General features: G+C 69.7%; 16 protein-coding genes. 15 read left to right on the top strand and 1 reads right to left on the bottom strand.

What is annotated here, in order from left to right:
- The first annotated feature begins 30 nt into the window (after nucleotides 1-30).
- The 13 genes from AB4039_RS18970 (at nucleotide 31) to tpg (ending at nucleotide 13,035) form a co-directional block, all read left to right on the top strand.
- Complete coding sequence (locus tag AB4039_RS18970) at nucleotides 31-675, top strand: DUF6197 family protein (protein ID WP_442271261.1); 645 nt, start codon at nucleotides 31-33, stop codon at nucleotides 673-675.
- A 56-nt stretch (nucleotides 676-731) separates the two neighbouring features.
- On the top strand, nucleotides 732-1,484 hold the full coding sequence (locus tag AB4039_RS18965; protein WP_442271260.1) for a hypothetical protein: 753 nt from the start codon (nucleotides 732-734) through the stop codon (nucleotides 1,482-1,484).
- 40 nt (nucleotides 1,485-1,524) lie between these two features.
- On the top strand, nucleotides 1,525-2,262 hold the full coding sequence (locus AB4039_RS18960; protein ID WP_442271259.1) for an FtsK/SpoIIIE domain-containing protein: 738 nt from the start codon (nucleotides 1,525-1,527) through the stop codon (nucleotides 2,260-2,262).
- Between the two features lie 110 nt (nucleotides 2,263-2,372).
- Nucleotides 2,373-2,666 carry a hypothetical protein gene (locus AB4039_RS18955; RefSeq protein ID WP_136216816.1) on the top strand — a complete coding sequence of 98 codons (294 nt, stop codon included), beginning with the start codon at nucleotides 2,373-2,375 and terminating at the stop codon, nucleotides 2,664-2,666.
- A 91-nt stretch (nucleotides 2,667-2,757) separates the two neighbouring features.
- Nucleotides 2,758-2,997 carry a hypothetical protein gene (locus tag AB4039_RS18950; RefSeq protein ID WP_136216815.1) on the top strand — a complete coding sequence of 80 codons (240 nt, stop codon included), beginning with the start codon at nucleotides 2,758-2,760 and terminating at the stop codon, nucleotides 2,995-2,997.
- Nucleotides 2,994-3,314 carry a hypothetical protein gene (locus AB4039_RS18945; protein WP_442271258.1) on the top strand — a complete coding sequence of 107 codons (321 nt, stop codon included), beginning with the start codon at nucleotides 2,994-2,996 and terminating at the stop codon, nucleotides 3,312-3,314. Before AB4039_RS18950 ends, AB4039_RS18945 begins: the two co-directional genes overlap by 4 nt.
- A complete protein-coding gene (locus tag AB4039_RS18940) occupies nucleotides 3,314-3,586 on the top strand; it encodes a hypothetical protein (RefSeq protein WP_442271257.1) in 273 nt (90 codons plus the stop codon). The genes AB4039_RS18945 and AB4039_RS18940 overlap by 1 nt, the downstream gene beginning before the upstream one ends.
- A complete protein-coding gene (locus AB4039_RS18935) occupies nucleotides 3,583-5,202 on the top strand; it encodes a DNA cytosine methyltransferase (protein ID WP_240802014.1) in 1,620 nt (539 codons plus the stop codon). Before AB4039_RS18940 ends, AB4039_RS18935 begins: the two co-directional genes overlap by 4 nt.
- Nucleotides 5,199-5,549 (top strand): hypothetical protein, encoded by a 351-nt coding sequence (locus tag AB4039_RS18930; RefSeq protein WP_136216812.1) that lies wholly within the window; start codon nucleotides 5,199-5,201, stop codon nucleotides 5,547-5,549. The genes AB4039_RS18935 and AB4039_RS18930 overlap by 4 nt, the downstream gene beginning before the upstream one ends.
- A complete protein-coding gene (dnaN, locus tag AB4039_RS18925) occupies nucleotides 5,546-6,691 on the top strand; it encodes a DNA polymerase III subunit beta (RefSeq protein WP_442271256.1) in 1,146 nt (381 codons plus the stop codon). The genes AB4039_RS18930 and dnaN overlap by 4 nt, the downstream gene beginning before the upstream one ends.
- A gap of 137 nt (nucleotides 6,692-6,828) precedes the next feature.
- Nucleotides 6,829-7,191 (top strand): hypothetical protein, encoded by a 363-nt coding sequence (locus tag AB4039_RS18920; RefSeq protein WP_442271255.1) that lies wholly within the window; start codon nucleotides 6,829-6,831, stop codon nucleotides 7,189-7,191.
- Nucleotides 7,192-7,441: 250 nt separating this feature from the next.
- Nucleotides 7,442-12,445: a telomere-associated protein Tap gene (gene tap / locus AB4039_RS18915; RefSeq protein WP_442271254.1), complete on the top strand. Its 5,004-nt coding sequence runs from the start codon at nucleotides 7,442-7,444 to the stop codon at nucleotides 12,443-12,445.
- 8 nt (nucleotides 12,446-12,453) lie between these two features.
- Nucleotides 12,454-13,035 (top strand): telomere-protecting terminal protein Tpg, encoded by a 582-nt coding sequence (tpg, locus tag AB4039_RS18910; RefSeq protein ID WP_442271253.1) that lies wholly within the window; start codon nucleotides 12,454-12,456, stop codon nucleotides 13,033-13,035.
- 54 nt (nucleotides 13,036-13,089) lie between these two features.
- On the opposite strand, the gene AB4039_RS18905 is transcribed toward tpg, so the two are convergent.
- Nucleotides 13,090-13,641, bottom strand: a complete 552-nt coding sequence (locus tag AB4039_RS18905) for a hypothetical protein (protein WP_442271252.1) — start codon at nucleotides 13,639-13,641, stop codon at nucleotides 13,090-13,092.
- Nucleotides 13,642-13,876: 235 nt separating this feature from the next.
- Between AB4039_RS18905 and AB4039_RS18900 the strand changes: the two genes are divergently transcribed.
- Together AB4039_RS18900 and AB4039_RS18895 are read left to right on the top strand one after the other, a co-directional pair.
- Nucleotides 13,877-15,013 carry a GIY-YIG nuclease family protein gene (locus AB4039_RS18900; protein ID WP_442271251.1) on the top strand — a complete coding sequence of 379 codons (1,137 nt, stop codon included), beginning with the start codon at nucleotides 13,877-13,879 and terminating at the stop codon, nucleotides 15,011-15,013.
- 853 nt (nucleotides 15,014-15,866) lie between these two features.
- On the top strand, nucleotides 15,867-16,655 hold the full coding sequence (locus AB4039_RS18895) for a hypothetical protein (RefSeq protein ID WP_442271250.1): 789 nt from the start codon (nucleotides 15,867-15,869) through the stop codon (nucleotides 16,653-16,655).
- Nucleotides 16,656-17,722: the final 1,067 nt, after the last annotated feature.

Here is a 17,722-nt window from a genome sequence, read left to right as displayed (position 1 = left end):
CACCCCAACAGAGAACCGGAGATCACCATCATGACCGCTTCCCTCGCCGAGATCGAGACCAGCACCCGGCACCTCGCCGACGAGGTCGAGGCATGGCTGGCCCAGATCACCCCCGCCAACCCCCTCCCCGCGTCGCCGGTTGCCGTCACCGGGCGGGGGACCGGGATCGACATCGCCGCGCTCGTCGCGGCCGGGCTCGCCGAGGTCGAGCGCAACGAGCGCGCGACCGCCGCCGCCCAGCTGGGGGCCCGCCCCACCCTGCTGGAGCGGCTCACCCGCCGACACCTGCGCCCCGCCCACCTGGCCAGCGTCCACATCCGCCGCGCCGCCGCCGTCCTGGCCACCGCCGGATGGTGCCGTGGCGAACTCACCGACGCCAGCGGCCGGCACTGCATCCTCGGCGCGCTCCAGGCCGTAGCCGCCGAGGCCGACACCGCGCTGCGCTCCCACGTCCACATCCGCGCCGCGATGACCGAACCGGCCTCCTACGCCCGGCCCTCCGACGCGTACCTCGCCCGGCTCGACGCCGAGGCCCGCGCCTGCGGTCTGGACCCGGCCGACGTACGCCGCCGCCACGACATCGCCGTCGCCAACAACATCGGCCAGCTCACCGTCGGCGCCGTCCTCGAGCTCCTTGAGCGCGCCGCCGTGATCGCCGAATCGGCCGGCGACTGACCTGTCCGCTTTCCCGCAGACCATGACCGCTCACTGACCGACCGAGACGAGGAACCATGACCACCGCCTCCACCCCCGACCCGGCCCAGGCCCACCTGGTGCCCCTCGGTACCGACCCGGCCACCGGCGCCCCGGTCCTCCTGGACTGGGACACGACCCCGCACCTGACGATCGCGGCCGGGGCCGGGTACGGCACCACGTCCCTGATCCGGCTGATCGCCGCGCACACCGTCGCCACCGGCGGCACCGCCACCGTCATCGACGGCTGGACCGCCGAGTACGAGGAGTTCGCCGACATCCCCGGCCTCGACGTCGCCTACGAGCCGGGCGAGGTCCGCGATGTCATCCGCTCCTACGTCGGAGACATGGAGGACCGCCTCCGCGGCGCCGCGACGGACCCCGCCCTGATCTCCGGGCGCCGGGTCCTGGCCGTCGACGGCCTGGCGGCCCTGTGGCACAACGCCAGGGACGAAGAGGACCACGACCTGCTGTGGGCGCTGACCGACCTCAAGCGGATCCTCCTGACCGGCCGAGCCGCGGGCGTCCACCTCATCACCGACATCGACGCCGCGACCGTCATGCAGCAGCTGGACGCCGACCTGCTCCGGTCGGCCACCGCCACCCTCGTGATCGGCCCCGCCGACCACGACCTGGCCCGCCTGCTGGGCGTCGACCCGCTCCTGGAGCGCCCCCGCGCAGGTGCCGCGATCTGGCGCACCCCGGCCGCCGCCCAGGGCCGCCAGCTCGACCTCACGCACATCACCGCCGAGCAGGCCCGCAGCCTCGCCCTCGGCGCCCTCCACCACTGAACCGCCACACCACGACCACGTCTGCCAGAAGGGCACCCCGATGACCACGAACCGCATCCCCCAGGCGCACAACCACCACCACCTGGCCCTGGGCACCGACCTCGACACCGGCGAGGCCGTCACCCTCGACCTCAACCAGCACCCGCACCTGCTGGCCGCCGGATGGACCGGAGGCGGCGTCTCCTCCCTCCTGCGCAGTGTCGCCGCGCATGCCCTCGCCGACGGCGCCACCGTCACCGTCATCGACCCCAAGCGGACCAGCTTCGAGGTCTTGGACGGCCTGCCGGGCCTCAGCCTCAGCAGCTCCCCGCACACGATGGTGGAAGAGATCAGCCTCTTCCACGCCGAGATGATGCGCCGGCACACCTCCGGGGAAACGGGTCCGCAGAGGCTCCTGGTCGTCGAAGAACTCCCGCAGATCCTGGCCCGCATCAACGGGGGAGACCAGGCCAGGCTCGACGCCGCTGTGCGGCTGCTCCGGGCCATCGTGCTGATCGGCGGCAGCGTCGGGTGCCGCCTTGCCGTCGACGCCGATCTCTCCGCGCTCCGCTGGTTCGGCCTCGGCGACCAGGACGTCCTGAACAAGATGGCCACCGTCGTCATGGGCCGACCCAGCCGTCAGCTCCTGTCCCGCCTGGGTGTTGACCCCGCCCTCACCAGTGCCGGACGCGGGACCGGCGTCCTGCGCCTGCCCGGCGACAAGGGCCGCCGCGTGGCCATCGACTACCTCGCCCACGCCGAACTGCGCGCCGTCGCCCTCGGAGTTATCCACAGCTGACCTGCGGCGGGACGCATTTTCCGCGTCCCGCTTCCACAGGCTCCGCATGTTCGACTCGCGTTTCCGCCGGGACCACCCGGTCCCGGCGGCCCACCGAAAGGCAGCGACTCGTGAGCGACGTGAACAACACCCTCGACGCCGTGCAGATCGCCGCGCACGGCATGGTCGTGGACCTCGCCGACGTCCTCGTACGCGGCCACATCAAGGAACACCCGTCCCTGATCGCCTTCCGCCTCGGCGTCGTCAGCGGCGCCGTCGACCAGGTCCGCACCGTCGTCCAGGCCGAGCGGAACTCGGGCCGCTGGCCGCGCCTGGCCGCAGACCCCGCCGCCGAGCACGAGCGCGAACGCGCCGTCTTCGCCGGCCATCACTGCGACTGCCCGTACTGCCCGCAGGCCCTCTGACCACCAGCACCCAGACACAGGGACGGGGCGCGTCCCCCAGCCAGCAAGCAAGTGGACGCGCCCCGCACACACCCCGAAGGGATAGACCGAGATGACCACACCGATCGCCCGGGACGCAAGCGGCACCGCCGCGTGCCCGCCCACCGACTCCTGGTGCGCCGACTGCGACGGCCGCCCCTGCCGCCGCGTCGAGACGTTTCCCGCGGGAAACCCCCGCGCGCTGACCGAGGCCGACCAGCTCGCCGCCGCCAGCGGGAACGGTGCGCACGTCCACTTCGCCGCCCGCCGCGACGAGTTCGTCGTCGTCCTGCCCGAGGCGGTGGCGGCATGACCCGCCGACGGATGAGGACCGCCCACCGCCTGGGCACCGGCCAGGGCCGCATCAGCCTCGCCACCACCAGCGCGGTCACCGTGGACGAGGAGCGCGGCATCGACTGGATTGCCGTCGAGCTCGCCGTCAACGGCGAACTCCCCTGCGGCCTGACCCGGCCCGAGGAGATCGAGGTCGCGCGTCTGCTGACCGCGAAGGGCATGGGCCCGACCGACGTCGGCCTCTACCTCGGCATCACCAAGGGAACGATCCGCACCTGGCGCGACAAGGGCTGGAAGGTCCGCCCCCTCGGCCGCCCCGCGAAGGCGGTGCGGTGATGGCTCTCAAGACCGTGACGTGCCTGGCCGCCGTCTGCGACGAGTGCGGCCAGGTCCTGGAGAACCCCGACGGCGGCGAAGCCCACTTCGACACCGAGCAGCAGGCCCGTGAGGTCGCCTCCACCTACGAGTGGGAGCTGCTGGAGGACGGCCGCCTGATCTGCACCGAGGGCCACCTGGACCTCCTCGAGGAGCACGGCCGCATCCAGCCGGGCCCCGGCGCCATGACCTTCACCTTCGACACCGACACCGCCCCGGAGGTCTGGCTGTGAGCAGCTACCGGCACGACGGCGAGATCAACGCCATGGACTGGTTCTGCGGCGCCGGTGGCAGCTCGCAGGGGATCGACGCGGTCCCCGGCGTCCGGGTCACCCGGGCCGCCAACCACTGGGACCCGGCGATCGAATCCCACGCCCTCAACTTCCCGCACGCCGACCACTGGAAGGGCGACATCCGCCAGGCCCCGGTGGAGAAGTGGCCGGCCGCCCAGATCTTCTGGGCCTCCCCGGAGTGCCCGAAGTGGACCAACGCCCGCGGCAAGAAGCGCGACTTCCACACCGCGCAGGAGGAACTGCCCGGCTTCGAGAAGCCCCGGGACCCGGCGGACGAGCGCTCCCGCGCCTTGATGGAAGAGGTCCCGATGTACCTGCGCGGGGTGCAGGAGCGCGGCGGCCTGGTCCTCGCCGGTGTCGTGGAGAACGTCATCGACTGCCGGGCCTGGGTGGAGTGGGACCGCTGGCTGGGCGAGCTCCACAAGCTCGGCTACGCCACGAAGACGATCGCGCTGAACAGCATGCACGCCCAGGCGCCGACCCTGCTGCGCGCCCCGCAGTCCCGCGACCGCCTCTACGTCGCCTACTGGCACCGCTCGCTGGGCCGGAGCCCGGACTGGAACAAGTGGCTGCGGCCGGCTGCCTGGTGCTCCGGCTGCGAGCGGGTCGTCCGGGCGATGCAGGTGTTCAAGAAGCCGGGCGCCGACATGGGCCGCTACGGGATCCGCTCCGGGCAGTACGTGTACCGGTGCCCGTCCACCAGCTGCCGGAACCAGATCGTGGAGCCGGAAGTCCTGCCCGCCCTCGCCGCGATCGACTGGACGATCCCCGGCACCCCGATCGGGAGCCGGCCGCGCACGGCGGACGCCCCCGAGGGCCTCAAGCCCAAGACCATCGCCCGGATCAGGGCGGGCCTGGAGCGCTTCGCCCAGCCGGTGATGGTGCCCTCCGGCGGGACCTGGCGGGAGTCCGCGACGCCGGTGTCCGCCCCCATGCCGACCAGGACGACGCGCGAGAACGACGCGCTCGCGGTGCCGCCGCTGCTGATCCCCTCCGAGGGCCGCGACGGCAAGGAAGCCAGCCCGGTCCACCGCCCGCTGCGCACGCAGACGGCCCGCAACGAGACAGGACTTGCCTGGCTGCCGCCGGGCGTCTTCGAGCCCTTCGTGACCCCGGTACGCGGGGGAGGGGACTCCGAGCGGGCCCGTCCGCTCTCGGTCCCGCTGCACGCCGTCACCGCGGGCGGCAACCACCACGGCCTGGTCACCCCGCCCGGCATCTCCGGCGAGGACCTCCAGACGCTGCTGGTGCCGTACTACGGCAACGGCAACGCCGTCCCCGCCACCGCGCCGGTCGGCGCCTTCACCACGCGCGACCGGTGGGCGCTGGTGCAGTCCCTCGCCGACATCGACATCCAGGACGTCCTCTACCGGATGCTCGAGCCGCACGAGATCGGCCGCGGCATGGCGTTCGCCGACGACTACCAGCTCGCCGCCCGCAGCAAGCGCGACCGGGTCCGGCTGCTGGGCAACGCGGTGACCCCGCCGGTCGCCGAAGTCCTCGTCTCCGCGCTCACCGAGGCCATCACCGGCACCGAGCTGGAGATGGCGGCATGAGCGACTACCTGCGCCCGTGGCGCTGGGACCGCGAGGACAAGACCGCCAACCGCCAGGCCCTCGAAGTCCACCGCTACGGCCACGTCATCCGCTGCGACCACCGCGGGCTCCTCATCGACGGCGAACGGATCGACACCGTCCCGGTGTACGAGCCGGTCCCGCGCCCCAAGGGCGAGCCGGAGCCCGTCCCCTTCGAGCTCGGGGACGACGGCCGGCTCTTCTACCGGGGCCAGCTCAAGGCCGTCCTCTCCCCGCCCGCGCCCGGCACGTACGGGCCCGGCCCGATCGACCTCCACCCCACCCCCTCCCCGCGTCCGCAGTCCTCTGGAAGGAGCACCGCCGCATGAAGCTCACCCTCACCACCGAGACCCTGACCGATGCCCTGCGCCTGGTCGGCCGCCGCATCCCCGCCCGGCCCACCGAGCCGATCGCGGCCGGGCTCCAGCTGACCGCCGACGGACAGCAGCTGACCCTCACCGCCTCCGGCGACCCGACGATCGGGGTGCGCACCGCAGTCCCGGCGGCCGTGCACCTGGCCGGCACCGCCGTCCTGCCCGGCCGGATGCTCACCGCCATCGCCCGCACCCTCCCCGCCAAGGCCCCGCTCGACATCACCGTCGACACCGGCATCGCGAACTTCGCCTTCGGCGCGAGCAGCGTCTGCGTCCCGCTCCTGGACGCCGAGTACCCGGCGATGCCCGACCTGCCCAGGACCGTCGGGACGGTCAGCGGCCGGGACTTCGTGGCGGCCGTCAACCAGGTCGCCGTGACCGTCGGGACCGACGACACGCTTCCCATGCTCGGCGGCATCCGCGTCGAACTGGCCGGCCACGAGCTCCGGCTGTCCTCCACCGACCGGCACCGCGCCTCCTTCCGGTCCATCCCGATCGAGCGGACCGCCCGCCGGGCCCCGTCCCAGCTCTGCCTCGTCCCCGGCAAGGCACTGCGCGCGACGGCCGCCGACGTCCGGCACGCCGAGACCGTGACCATCGGCCTGCCCTCGGCCGAGGGACAGCGGTTCTCCGTGTCGACGCCCGGCATGACCGTCGCCCACACGCTGCTGGAGGCCACCCACTACCCGGACCTCGGCAAGCTCACCCCGAAGTCCTTCGCGACCACTGCGGTGCTGGACCGCATGGCACTGGTCGAAGTGGTGCGCCGCGCCGTCGCCGTGGCGGGCGACTACGTCCCGGTCTGCCTCACGATCCAGCCCGGCGCTCCCGTCGTCATCGCGGGCGGATCCCGCTACGAGGCGCGGACCAGGGACGAGCTGGACGCCCGCTCCGTCAAGGGTGAGCCGATCCGCCTGGCCCTCAGCCCGACGTACCTGCTCGGCGGTCTGCGGGCCCTCAAGTCCCGCACCGTGCAGCTGAGTCTGACCCGGCCCGACCGGCCGGTCCTCCTCCACACGCCCGACTCCGACCGGTGCGCCCTGCGCTACCTGCTGATGCCGGTGCGCCAGCACTCGGATGCGCCGACGCCCAACTGACCCCGAGCTGGGGGCCGGGCTGGCACGCGCCAGCCCGGCTCATCGGCCTATCCGACTGAAGTACCGCTGTGACGAACGTTTTTGAAGGTGGCGCGTTGTGATCCCGAAGTCGCTGGCGTGGTGTAGGTTGACGTCTGATGATTTTTCGCATGGAGGATGGGGAGAAGCTCATGAGCTCATCTCACCGTGGCCCGGATCAACGGGTGGGGGTGACGGCTGCGGAGATCGCGCGGATGTCCGGCGCGGTCACGCGACCGACTGCTGCTTCGATCGCCGCGAGAGCGGGCGTGCCCGGACACGACGTCCGGCGTGGGATCTCCCCGGACAACGGCCGGCGGATGGCGATCGCGCTGTCGGTGGGTCTGCTCAGCGAACGCTCGGCGCGTGCTCTGGCCGAGGACCCGCAGGCGTTCCTGAACGCGACATACGACTTGCAGGATCTGGTGCGGGAGATCATGCGCGCCCGGGACGAGGAGTCCAGGGTGATAGCGGTCGCCTGACCCCGGACACGACAAAGGCCCGGTTCCCCCTGCTCAGGTTCTCCGGGCCCTCATCTATTCACAAGCATCGCGACCTGTTCCCGACCGGGGTTATCAAGCCCGGAAGGCGGCCTTATCAACCGCTGCTGGTTCAGGAAGCGATGCCCTCGCTAGTTGAGAGGGTACCCATGGCTTCGGCCATCCACTACACCAGCAGTTCAAATGTCCCGAATGTCACCCCGGCCGTGTCCATCTCCGGCGGTGGTGCCCGGTGACTTCCCCCACCACCCAAACGTCCACCCAGGGCTCCCACGACCGGGTGAGCCTCCAGCGGTTCCTCGCCGCGCTCGAGGCGCACGACTGCAACCCGCGCCCGCGCGGTGACGGCCTGGACGCCCTGTGCCCCGTGCACGACGTGAACAGCCCCTCGCTCTCCGCCGACTGGAAGCCGCCGACCCACGACAAGGCCGGCCGGGTCGTCTTCGAGTGCAAGGGCGGCTGCGACCGCCGGGCCGTCATCGACGCCCTCGGCCTGAGCTGGGCCGACCTGTACGACGGCCTGTCCCCGGAGGCCCAGGCCAAGAGCGGCGCCCGGGGCACCTCCCTCCCGCGTCGCCGTACGTCCCCCGAGGCCGCGCCCGAGCCTGCGCCCGCGCCGAGCCGTACCCCGGACAAGGACGTGGCCAAGGCCCGCAAGGCCACCCAGGCCCGCCTCAAGAAGGCTCTGGCCGGGCACACCCACACGTTCGCCGAGACCACCCACACCTACACCGACGTCGACGGTGTGATCCTCGCCCGGGTCCACCGGCACAAGTGCACGGACGCGGCCTGCCCGGACAAGAAGAAGGGCCGCCGCTTCGCGACCTCGTACCCGGACGGCAAGAACCCCTACCCGGGCCGCAAGCTCGGCGACTGGCTCGGCCTCTACAACCTCCCCCTCGTTGCCGCCGCCATCAAGGACGGCCGCACCATCCACGTCACCGAGGGCGAAGGCGACGCCGACGCCGTCATCGCGGCCGGAGGCGTGGGCACCTCGCACTCCAACGGCGCCGGGTCCTGGTCCAGCCAGCACACCGAGCAGCTCCGCGGCGCGCACGTCGTGGTCGTCGCCGACAACGACCTCGTCGGCTACCGCCACGCCGCCCAGGTCGCAGACGAGCTCGACGGCGTCGCGGCCTCCGTCCGCGTCGTGCGCGCGGCCGTCGACGCGGACGGAGCGGACGCCACCGACCACCTCCAGGCCGGCCACACCCTGGACGACTTCGAGGACGTCGACGCCCTCACGCTGGAAGGCGCGCTCGCCGAACCCGCCGCCCCGGCCCCGGCTCCCGCCCCGGAGAAGTCCCCGGCCAAGAAGGCGGAGCCCAAGGAGAAGACCGGCCCGAAGCGTCGCGGCCCCAAGCCCGCCGAGATCGAGCCGGCCAACCCCCTCGCCATGTCGACAGGCCAGTGGCGCTACTCGCTGGGCGACGGCAGCGACGAGTTCGACCGCGGCGTCTACCGCCTCACCACCGTCCGCGACCCCCGCACCGGCGAACGCGTCGAGGTCTGGGAGTTCTCCTCCGTCCTGCCCTACGTGCTGGAGCAGCTGGTGGTCCGCGACGGCGCCGCCCGCCGCGCCCGCCACGACCTGCGCCTGACGATGTCCCTGGACGAGGGCGCCGAGATCGCCAAGTGCACCCCCGACCAGATCAAGACCGGCGAGTGGGCGCAGATGCTGAACGTGCCGCTGTCCGCCGACGACAAGGTGCAGAAGGCCGTCCAGACTGCCATCAACGAGATCGCAGTCACCTACGCCCCCGAGCAGGAAGCAGTCCCGCGCTGGGTCAACGAGGACACCCTCGTCGTGCCCTCCGGCGACGTCGCCCCGCCCGGATACTTCGTCGAGATCCTCAGCGAAGGCCGGGCCCGCACCAACTGGCAGAAGCTGCTCACCCTCGCCGCCGAAGACGGCAACGAGCGCCTGGCCCTGATGCTCGGCGCCGCGCTGGGCGGCGTCTACCTCAGCCCGCTGGAGCGCCAGGGCTTCTGGGTTCTGGCGGTCGGCGGAGCCCGCCAGGGCAAGACCACCGGCATGGACGCGGGCGCCGCGATCTTCGGCAACCCCAAGTACGTCGTCACCGGGTGGAGCGTCAGCCCGATCGGCCTGATGGAAAGCCTGGGCGCCCTCGGCATCGTCACCGCCTTCCGCGACGAGCTGGGAGCCTCCGGACTCTCCGGCCCCAAGCTGGAGCAGACCATCTTCACCACCACCGACGGCGCCAAGCGCACCATCGGCCTGCGCGGCGGTGGCTCCCGCACCACCGCCGGATGGGAATCGGTCCTCTTCGCCACCGGCAACGTCTCGGTCACCGGCCGCATCACCAACGAGGGCATCGCCGCCCGCGTCGTGGAAATCCCCACCCCCATCGTCAAGGACGGCCAGACCGCCAAGCGCGTCAAGCAGCTCAGCTACCGCGCCTACGGCTGGCCGCTGCGCTGGCTCCTGGCCGATCTGCGCCTGAACGACTTCCGCGACGCCGTCGCCAAGGCGGAAGACGAGCTGGGCAGCGGCGTCGACGGCGTGGCCTCCACCCTCGGCGAGCACCTGGCCCTCGCGGTCGCCGGCGCCGAACGCCTGGAAGAGATGCTGGACGTCACCGGCCTGCGCGACGCCGCCCTCCGCGCGGCCCGGGAGCGCCTCGGCACCCTGACCATGGAGCTGGAGGAGCGCGGCGGCAACCCGGCCGACCGCCTCCTGGCCGCCGTCGTCCAGGCCGTCTCCTCCCGGCCGGGCGCCTTCCCCGACTTCGAGCTCTACAAGGCGTACATCCAGGGCGGCGAGAACGCCCCGCAGCTCGCCTCGCGCGAACTCGAAGGCTTCTACCTCGCCCCCCAGCACGTCGCGGTGTTCTCCAACGGGATCAAGGCCATCGCCGCCGCCGCGAACATCGAAGACGCGCTCCTGGGCCTGCGCGACCTCCGCGACGACGGCCGCCTCATCACGAACAACCAGCTCCGCAACAAGGTCCGCACCGGCCGTACGACCGTCGACACCTACACCTTCGTCCTCCCCACCGGAGACGACACCGACGAAGACCCCACCCCGGGCACCGAAGGGGGAGGCGGCGAGGGCCCCGGAGACGACAGCGGCACGCCGCAGGGCGACAGCCCCGTCCAGGACACCCTCACCGACGAGCCCGAAATCGGCGCCGCCCACCAGGCCGCCCCGGCCAGCACCCCGCCTGCAGCCGAGGAGGAGACCCGCATGGCTGTGCAGATGGACGACGTCCCCGGCGGCACCTGCGTGCGCTGCGGACACCACACCACCCACCAGAGCAACGGCGAGTGGGCGCACATGGAGATCCCCGGCGTCATGCGCTGCGACGTCGGCTACCTCCACCCCGACATGCAGCACCTCAACGCCCAGGCGTTCCCCCACCTCGCCCAGAAGCCGGCCGCGCCCGCGGTCCCGGTGACGCCGTCGATCCCGGCCCAGGTCGCCGCGCCCGCCGAGACCCCCTCCCCGCGTCCCAGCGTCATCACGGCGCCCGCACACAAGTCCCGGGCCCAGCTCGAAGTTCCGGCCACCACCGAGAACTTCCCCAACGGGCCGCTCGCCGTCCTCGACACCACGCAGGACGGCCAGCTCGTCGCCCACCTCGTCGACGGCCGCACGATCGACTGCCCCGCCCGCTCCATCCCGACCCTGGTGAAGTGGGCGCTGGACGCCGGACTCGGCCAGGCCCGCCTGCACCGCTGGGGCACCGACTCCGACCCGCTCGTCATCCTCACCGCCAACGCGACGAAGAAGCTCGGCCTGCCCACCGACCTCGAAGACGAACGCGGCCAGCGACTCGCAGACGGGCACCGGGTCATCAAGGCCATCGAGAAGGCCGGCTGGTCCCTCACCCGCCGCGGCTTCGGCCCCTGGCCGCGCATCTACCGGCCCGTCGAAGGCGGACGCCGCATGTGCGTCCAGCTCGCCATCGCACCCTGGGGCGCCCTCGGCAAGGAATCCGGCTGGTCACTGCCCCAGGACATGGCCGCTCCCGAGATCGCCCGGACCCTGGGCACCTACGCCCAGCGCGTCATCGCCCCCCGGGGAACCATGGCCACCTCCGGGCTGGAACTCATGCTCCAGCTGCGCCCCGCCACCCGCCCCGTCCGAGTCGAGACCACCGACGAGGAGACCGGGGAGGTCACCGAGACCTACGTCTCCGGCCCCGTCGAAGGCTCCCTCACCCAGCCCCGCCAGCCGGCGCCCTGCGAAGCCAGGGCCGAACACCCCGTCGTCCACGCCCTGTACGGCAACGCCCGCCCCGACGACCAGATCATGCGCGAAGAGGCGTGGTCCTGGCACCGCGCCCCCGAAGGCGACGAGCGCGCCTTCACGCACGTCGTCGGCATCGACACCAACACCAGCTTCCTGTCCGGGTCCTCCCGGCTCCGGGTCGGTGACAGTGACCCCGTCCACCACCACCGCCCCGCCTTCGACCCCAAGATCCCCGGCGCCTGGCGCGTCGACTTCTCCGGCGCTGACCTGGACCCCCGCCTGCCCAACCCCTTCACCGCGAACGGCCAGCGCCCCACCGGCCCCGGCTGGTACACCACCCAGACCGTCGACTACGCCCGCAAGCTCGGCCTCAACCCCCAGCCCCTCGAAGCCTGGCTCCGCGAACCCCTCGGCGCGGGCTGGCTCGACCCCTGGAACGAGCGCCTGGCGGCCGCCTACAAGACCACCATGGCCCGCCTGGGCATCACCGAAGACATGACCCCGGAAGCCTTCCTGGAGGCCATGGAGCGTTACGAGAACGGCGAAGGCGACCAGGCCGAGCGCCTCGTCCTGCGGGCCATCAAGCAGTCCGTGAAGTCCGGCGTCGGCAAGCTCAACGCCAGCCCCGCCCGCTACCGCGACTACGTCGACGGCCAGCCCTGGCCCGAGCTGGACAAGCCCTGGTGGCGCCCCGACATCCGGGCCTCCATCATCTCCACCGCCCGCGTCATCCAGCACCGCCGCATCGTGAAGACCCAGCAGCTCACCGGCCGGGCCCCGCTCGCCGCCTACAGCGACTGCGTCATCTACCCGGCCAACAGTCTCTCCCCGCTGGAGATCATCCCCCGCGCGGCCGACGGCAGCCAGGTACCCGGTGCCTTCCGCCTCGGCGTCTCCCCGGGCTGGGCCAAGCTCGAAGGCGCCCGTCCCATGGACTGGTACGTCGAGATGAGCGAGAAGGTCAACCCCGCCCGCTACATCGCCCCCCGTGAGGGCGAGCGCAACGACGAAGGAGAGTGAGACACCCCATGGGCAAGTTCCTCGACGGACTCCGCCGCGCCGTCCACGCCAAGATGACCGAAGCGCAGGCCATCCCCAAGACCACAAAGGGCCGCGCCGCGGCCCTGCTCCGAGACGAGAAGAAGAAGGGCGGTGAGGCCGGCGCCGTCCAGCGCGCCGCCGCCCGCCTCGGCATCCACCCCGACTCCTTCCGCCGATACGTCAACGGCAAGCGCAAGAACCCGCCCAAGCACATCGAGGAGAAGCTGGCGAGCGAGGTACGCGCGGTCTGGAAGCCCAACGTCCAGAAGAAGGTCGCCCAGCAGGCCAAGACCGCCCCCGTGAAGATCAGCGGCAAGGCCGAGTTCGGCTACTCCAACAGCCACTCCAACACGCACACCCCGGACCCGCGCATGCGGCACATCGCCGAAACCCTCCCGCCCCACTACGCCACGCCCCTCTGGCAGGCACTCGAAGACGGCGACGAACAAGAAGCCCAGCGCATCGTCCGCGAGTACATCCAGAACGAGTACATCCGGGAAGCCGGAGGAGACAACCAGTACACGGAAATCGAGTTCGGAGACGTCCGCTACATGGACTTCAACTTCTGACCACACAAGGCGAGGCGGCCCCGAAGAACCTGGGGCCGCCTCGCCTTGTGTGAATCATGAACGACGCCAGCCAGCTTCGAACTCCTTCTGGCTGGCCACCGTCACGCGCTTTTTGTCCGCATGCAGGATGCGCCACGCTGTCGCTTCGACATCACTGAGCCACCACTCACCGATCCTCTCGGGAGGGAATCCCGAGACGTCGACCTCTTCCAAAACCTCCGCGATCACGAGACCGGCAGCAACCCGCTGATCACGATCCATTTCCGTGAGCGCGTTCAGCAGCTGGAACGCCAACCCGAGGCCGTCGCCGCGCAGGGCCCGGAGTACCTGCCCCTGGATGTTCGCGGGCATGAAGATCGCGCTACCTGACGCCTGCCACAGCCGGAACCAGAAGTCCCTCGGCTCATCAGACGGCACCGGCAGCGACCCCATCAACGACACCAAATGCGCGGTGGCCGCGTACTCCTCAGAGTGAGCCACGGCGAGCACCGCGACGCGGGCGATCCTTTCCACGTCCAAAGCACTGGCCTCAACCTCGGGAGCCAAGTTCAGGTGGTAGCGAAGGTAGTCGGCAAGAGACTCACGGTGATGCACAGCAGGGATCATGCGTCCTCCTCGATGACCCGGCACGGTGAACCCGCACACGGCGACCCTCGATCGTCCCAACGCTGCCCCAACGGCGCGGGCGCTTCGTGCAGGTTGGCTGGCAGACGTCTCGTCGCAAAGCCTGAAGACGGTGACGGGGCGCTAGAAGGCGCTTCTGGCGCCCGAACGCTTCAGCTTGGGGGGATTTGGCAGAGGGGGCCATGCGATGTCAGCAGACGCTCGTACAGTCGTGGCCGTGGCCTCTTCCACGCCGGATGGCGTCTCCTACGTGTATGTGATCGGCTCTGCCGGTTCGACTCGGGTCAAGATCGGTACTAGCGTCAGCCCCGAAAAGCGGCTCAAGGAGTTACAGACGGGCAACCCCAATCGTCTGGAAGTGCTGTGGTACACCCCCGGCGGCCGAGAGCTGGAAGCTCAACTGCATCAAGCATTTACTGACCATCGCGGCGAAGGCGAATGGTTCGACTTCGGTGGCGTGCAACCGATCGGCGCGATTCCCGCGGCTGTCCACCAACTCGCTGGGAACACGCACGCCCGGTCCAGCACACGTGCCGCGCCCAAACGGGCGACCATGCGCATCGAGCGGGGCGAGCACCTGATCACACCGGAACGGCTGGCCGGCATCGTCCGAGACGTCGTGGTCGGCGTCGTCCGCCCAGAGCCCGAGCAGGAAGAAGACGACCAAGAAGAGCCACCGGTCAAGAGGCGGCGTACTGCGAGCGAGGACATGACCCGCTTGGTGGCGTTCCTGTACCAGGACGCTGCGGCCTTGGCTGCGCAACGCATCGTCTCGGGGAAGAAGGGACTGGAAGCCCTCGGAGGCTGGCGCATCCTGATTTCCCTGATCTTCCTGGCGGTCGTCACTCTGCCCGTCAGCGCGTTCCTCATGCTGCGGATCATCACGCGGGACATTTGGCCCGTTCGCAAGCTGCCCATGATCGTCGGAGCGGGCTACTGGGTATGGGGCCCTCTTGGGTTCGACAGGCTGATCCGTGACCTTGTCCTTTCCCGGCTCCCGATGGCGGACATAGAGTTTTTCGTCCGCACCTACTTCACACAGGCTGCGGTCACCAGCCTTCATTTCCTGGCCTTCTGCTCCCCGGTGGCGTGTCTGATTGGGTACGCCATGCTGGTCCAAGACCAAACGAAAGAACAGCGAAACAAGGCCGAAGCAGAAAAGCGTAAGACAGCAGTAATGCCCCGCCACGACGGTACTCAGCGCCCAGCTACTGCCTGGGACGGAGCCCTACCGACAGCCGGTAGGCGTGGACTCCCCGCCCCATCGCCTCTGGTGGCAGCCCTCATCCAGCCCATCCCCCAGCAGGCCGCTGCCCCACGCCCCGGACCCAACACGAGTCCGCCGCCCGCCTGATCCGCAGCCGGGCGGGCCCTGGCCGCCCGCTTGGTGGACCCCACCAAAAAGGACCCCCTTGACCAGCCTCGGGCACGCCCGGCAGACCGTGGTCAAAGGGAGTATGGGCCCACCGTGCAACAGAGCGCTGCAACACGCACCTGGACCAGGAGCCGCGTTGCTGCGCTGACCTGCACGAACTTCACCACTGAGGCTGCCTGAGGGCCGTGTTGCGCAACGCGTTGCACCGCAGAAGCGAACCTGCACCTCACGCGCGGCCGGCCCCCCCGATCAGGAGAGACCTCTCCCTTCGACTACCGCGAAGGTAGAGGTGTCGTCGGGGGAAGAGGGCTTGCCCACGTGCCCTGACCAGGGCAAACGCACATGATTGCGAAAGGGGGGTTCACACCTCCGGCAGTACCTCCGGTGCACCTTTCGATCAACCTGTACAAGCACCTGTTGCTGCAACCGTCGGTGCAACCTCACAGGGCCTCGAACCTGTGAGGTGGAACGCCCAAGATGCCCGGATCGCACTATTGATCTGTGAGGTTGAAGGCTGTTTCCCCAGGCCACTGGGCAAGCCTGTGAGGGAGCTGGGCAAGCCTGGCTTGCCCAGCCACCCGCAGGGTGTCCTGTAACACCGATCTTGAGCTCGTGTCATCGAAGTTTGAGTGATGCTCGGCCGGTGGGCGTGCACAGCGTGGCGCCGCGAACGTCGCCGACGGCGATAAGTCGGAGAACAACCTGCCGCCTCGGCTTGTGGTCCCTGCCAGCAGGCCGCGCTCGAACGCAAGGCACAAAGGGGATTGCATCAACCGGGCGGGTTGCGGTGTCGGACGCTGGCGTGTGCAGGTCCGGGTTCTAGCGTGGCCTCATGACACAGGAGGATCCTGCACGCGTTCACTCGCATGCCTCGCGTCATGCTCGCCTCCATGAAAAGGCCAAGCGGTGGTGGCGGCGCCAATCGCCTGGCGTCAAAGGCCTGGTCTTCTCTGTGATCGGCGGGATCGCGGTGTTCGCCGTGACCGAATGGCTGGGGCCAGCCATGTATCACCTTGGGCAGCGCATTTTTTTCGGGGAACAACACGGGCTGAGCATTGATGTCGATGAACCTGTAGCGAGCAGTACGGAAGGATGGGTCTTCGGAGGAAAAGCCTATGGCGACCTCGTGCCTCCGCCGAACCAAGTCGAACATGAAAACCTGGAATCATGGGCGACGGAGAACGGAGGCACAACGGTTAAGCAGACACTTTCGTTCACCCTCCGCGGAAAGTCTGACAAGCCCGTGGACGTCACGTGGTTGGAGCCAAAAGCGGACTGCGACCCAAACAGCACCGCAGGAGTGTACGTCTGGGACCCGACGCACTATTCCCGAATCCCCCAGAGCTATACATACTTCGTCGCTGACGCCGAACCTCTAAAGGTTGTGTTCATGGACGCAAATGGGAAAGAAGTCAAATCCCCCAAGTATCAGGTGAAGGAAGATGACAAGGAGTCAGTGTCTCTCTCTGTCAGCGCCACCTCACACCGATGCATTTGGAGCATCGTTGTTCATTGGCGAATGGATGGGAAGGACCACGAGTCGAGGATCTCCGACAGTGGCCGGTACATCGTCACTGGCACAGATGCGGCCACCCAGACCCGCAGAACCGACGGCAGGTGATCTACTGGTGATTCCCGTCGGGGGGCGTTCGCGGCGGTCACAGGTCCACGGCCCGCCGGGCGAGCACCGCTCAAAACTTCGATGACACGAGCTCAAGATTGGGTGACACAGGACACAGGGCTTGCCCAGTGACCTGGGCTTGCCCGGCCCCAGCTTGAGGGCGCCTACCGATGCTCGAACGGAACGCACGCTGAAGCGCACGCAGAACGCGGTGTCACGCACCTTGTCACGCTGCCCTGTCACGCTCCGGGCCGGGAAGCCGTCACGCCGGATCTGACCTTGGGGAGACGCTCCGAACCCCCGCCCCGATTTTCCGTGTGACAGCCACCGCACTGCTCCTGCGAGGGTGAGGCCGTGGACCCCAATCCATCGACCGCTGAGGCACACGGGGCCGCGCCCGAGGCTGTTCCAACTGCGCCCGCGCGTCCGCGCCGCGGTCGCCTTCGGTTGGCTCGTACGGCGGTAGCCCCGCAGCAGTACGCAGTTTGCCGAGCTCGCCCCACCCTCCCCGATCGCCTCCGGCTGTCAGCAGCTCCTTCGCCGGGCGCGGGCGTTGCGAGCGGTACATCTCGAAGGGCGGCCGGCCAAGGCCAACAGCGCCGCAGCCTCGCAGGCGTGGACGACGACACCGGAGCTCAGTTTTCGATCCGAGCCTGGATCCAACGGAGTTCCTCCACGAGAACTTCAACGCAAGAGCAATATTGGGGTATTCGCTAACCCCCACGGGGGCGTAAGATGGAAGAAATTCAAGAGCCCCAGTTGACGCCAATTCAAATCGTTGCAAGAATCACCTTATTGGCTCTTATCGCGAAGAGATCAGAGCCCAGAAAAGGCGACAGATAAACATCGGCCACCTGGTTCTAATTCCGCGAAGCGGGATTAGAAAGTCGAATCCGAATTTGGGAAAGCCGAAATTCCGCAGGGTGAGGCACCTCCTCCCCGCGTCGCTGCGTCTGTTTGAACCCCAGCTGACCAGGTACTTTCTAGTTTGCAACCTAGCTTGCCCTCGCGGGCCGCGGAGCGGGCCGCCCTCCCTGGGATGACGCGGAGCGTCACCCCTCCCGCTC

It is taken from the genome of Streptomyces sp. M-16 (assembly GCF_052114405.1).
Lineage (GTDB): Bacteria > Actinomycetota > Actinomycetes > Streptomycetales > Streptomycetaceae > Streptomyces.
The sequence above is the reverse complement of the archived record's forward strand: the minus strand, read 5'-3'. Positions and strand labels throughout refer to the sequence as shown.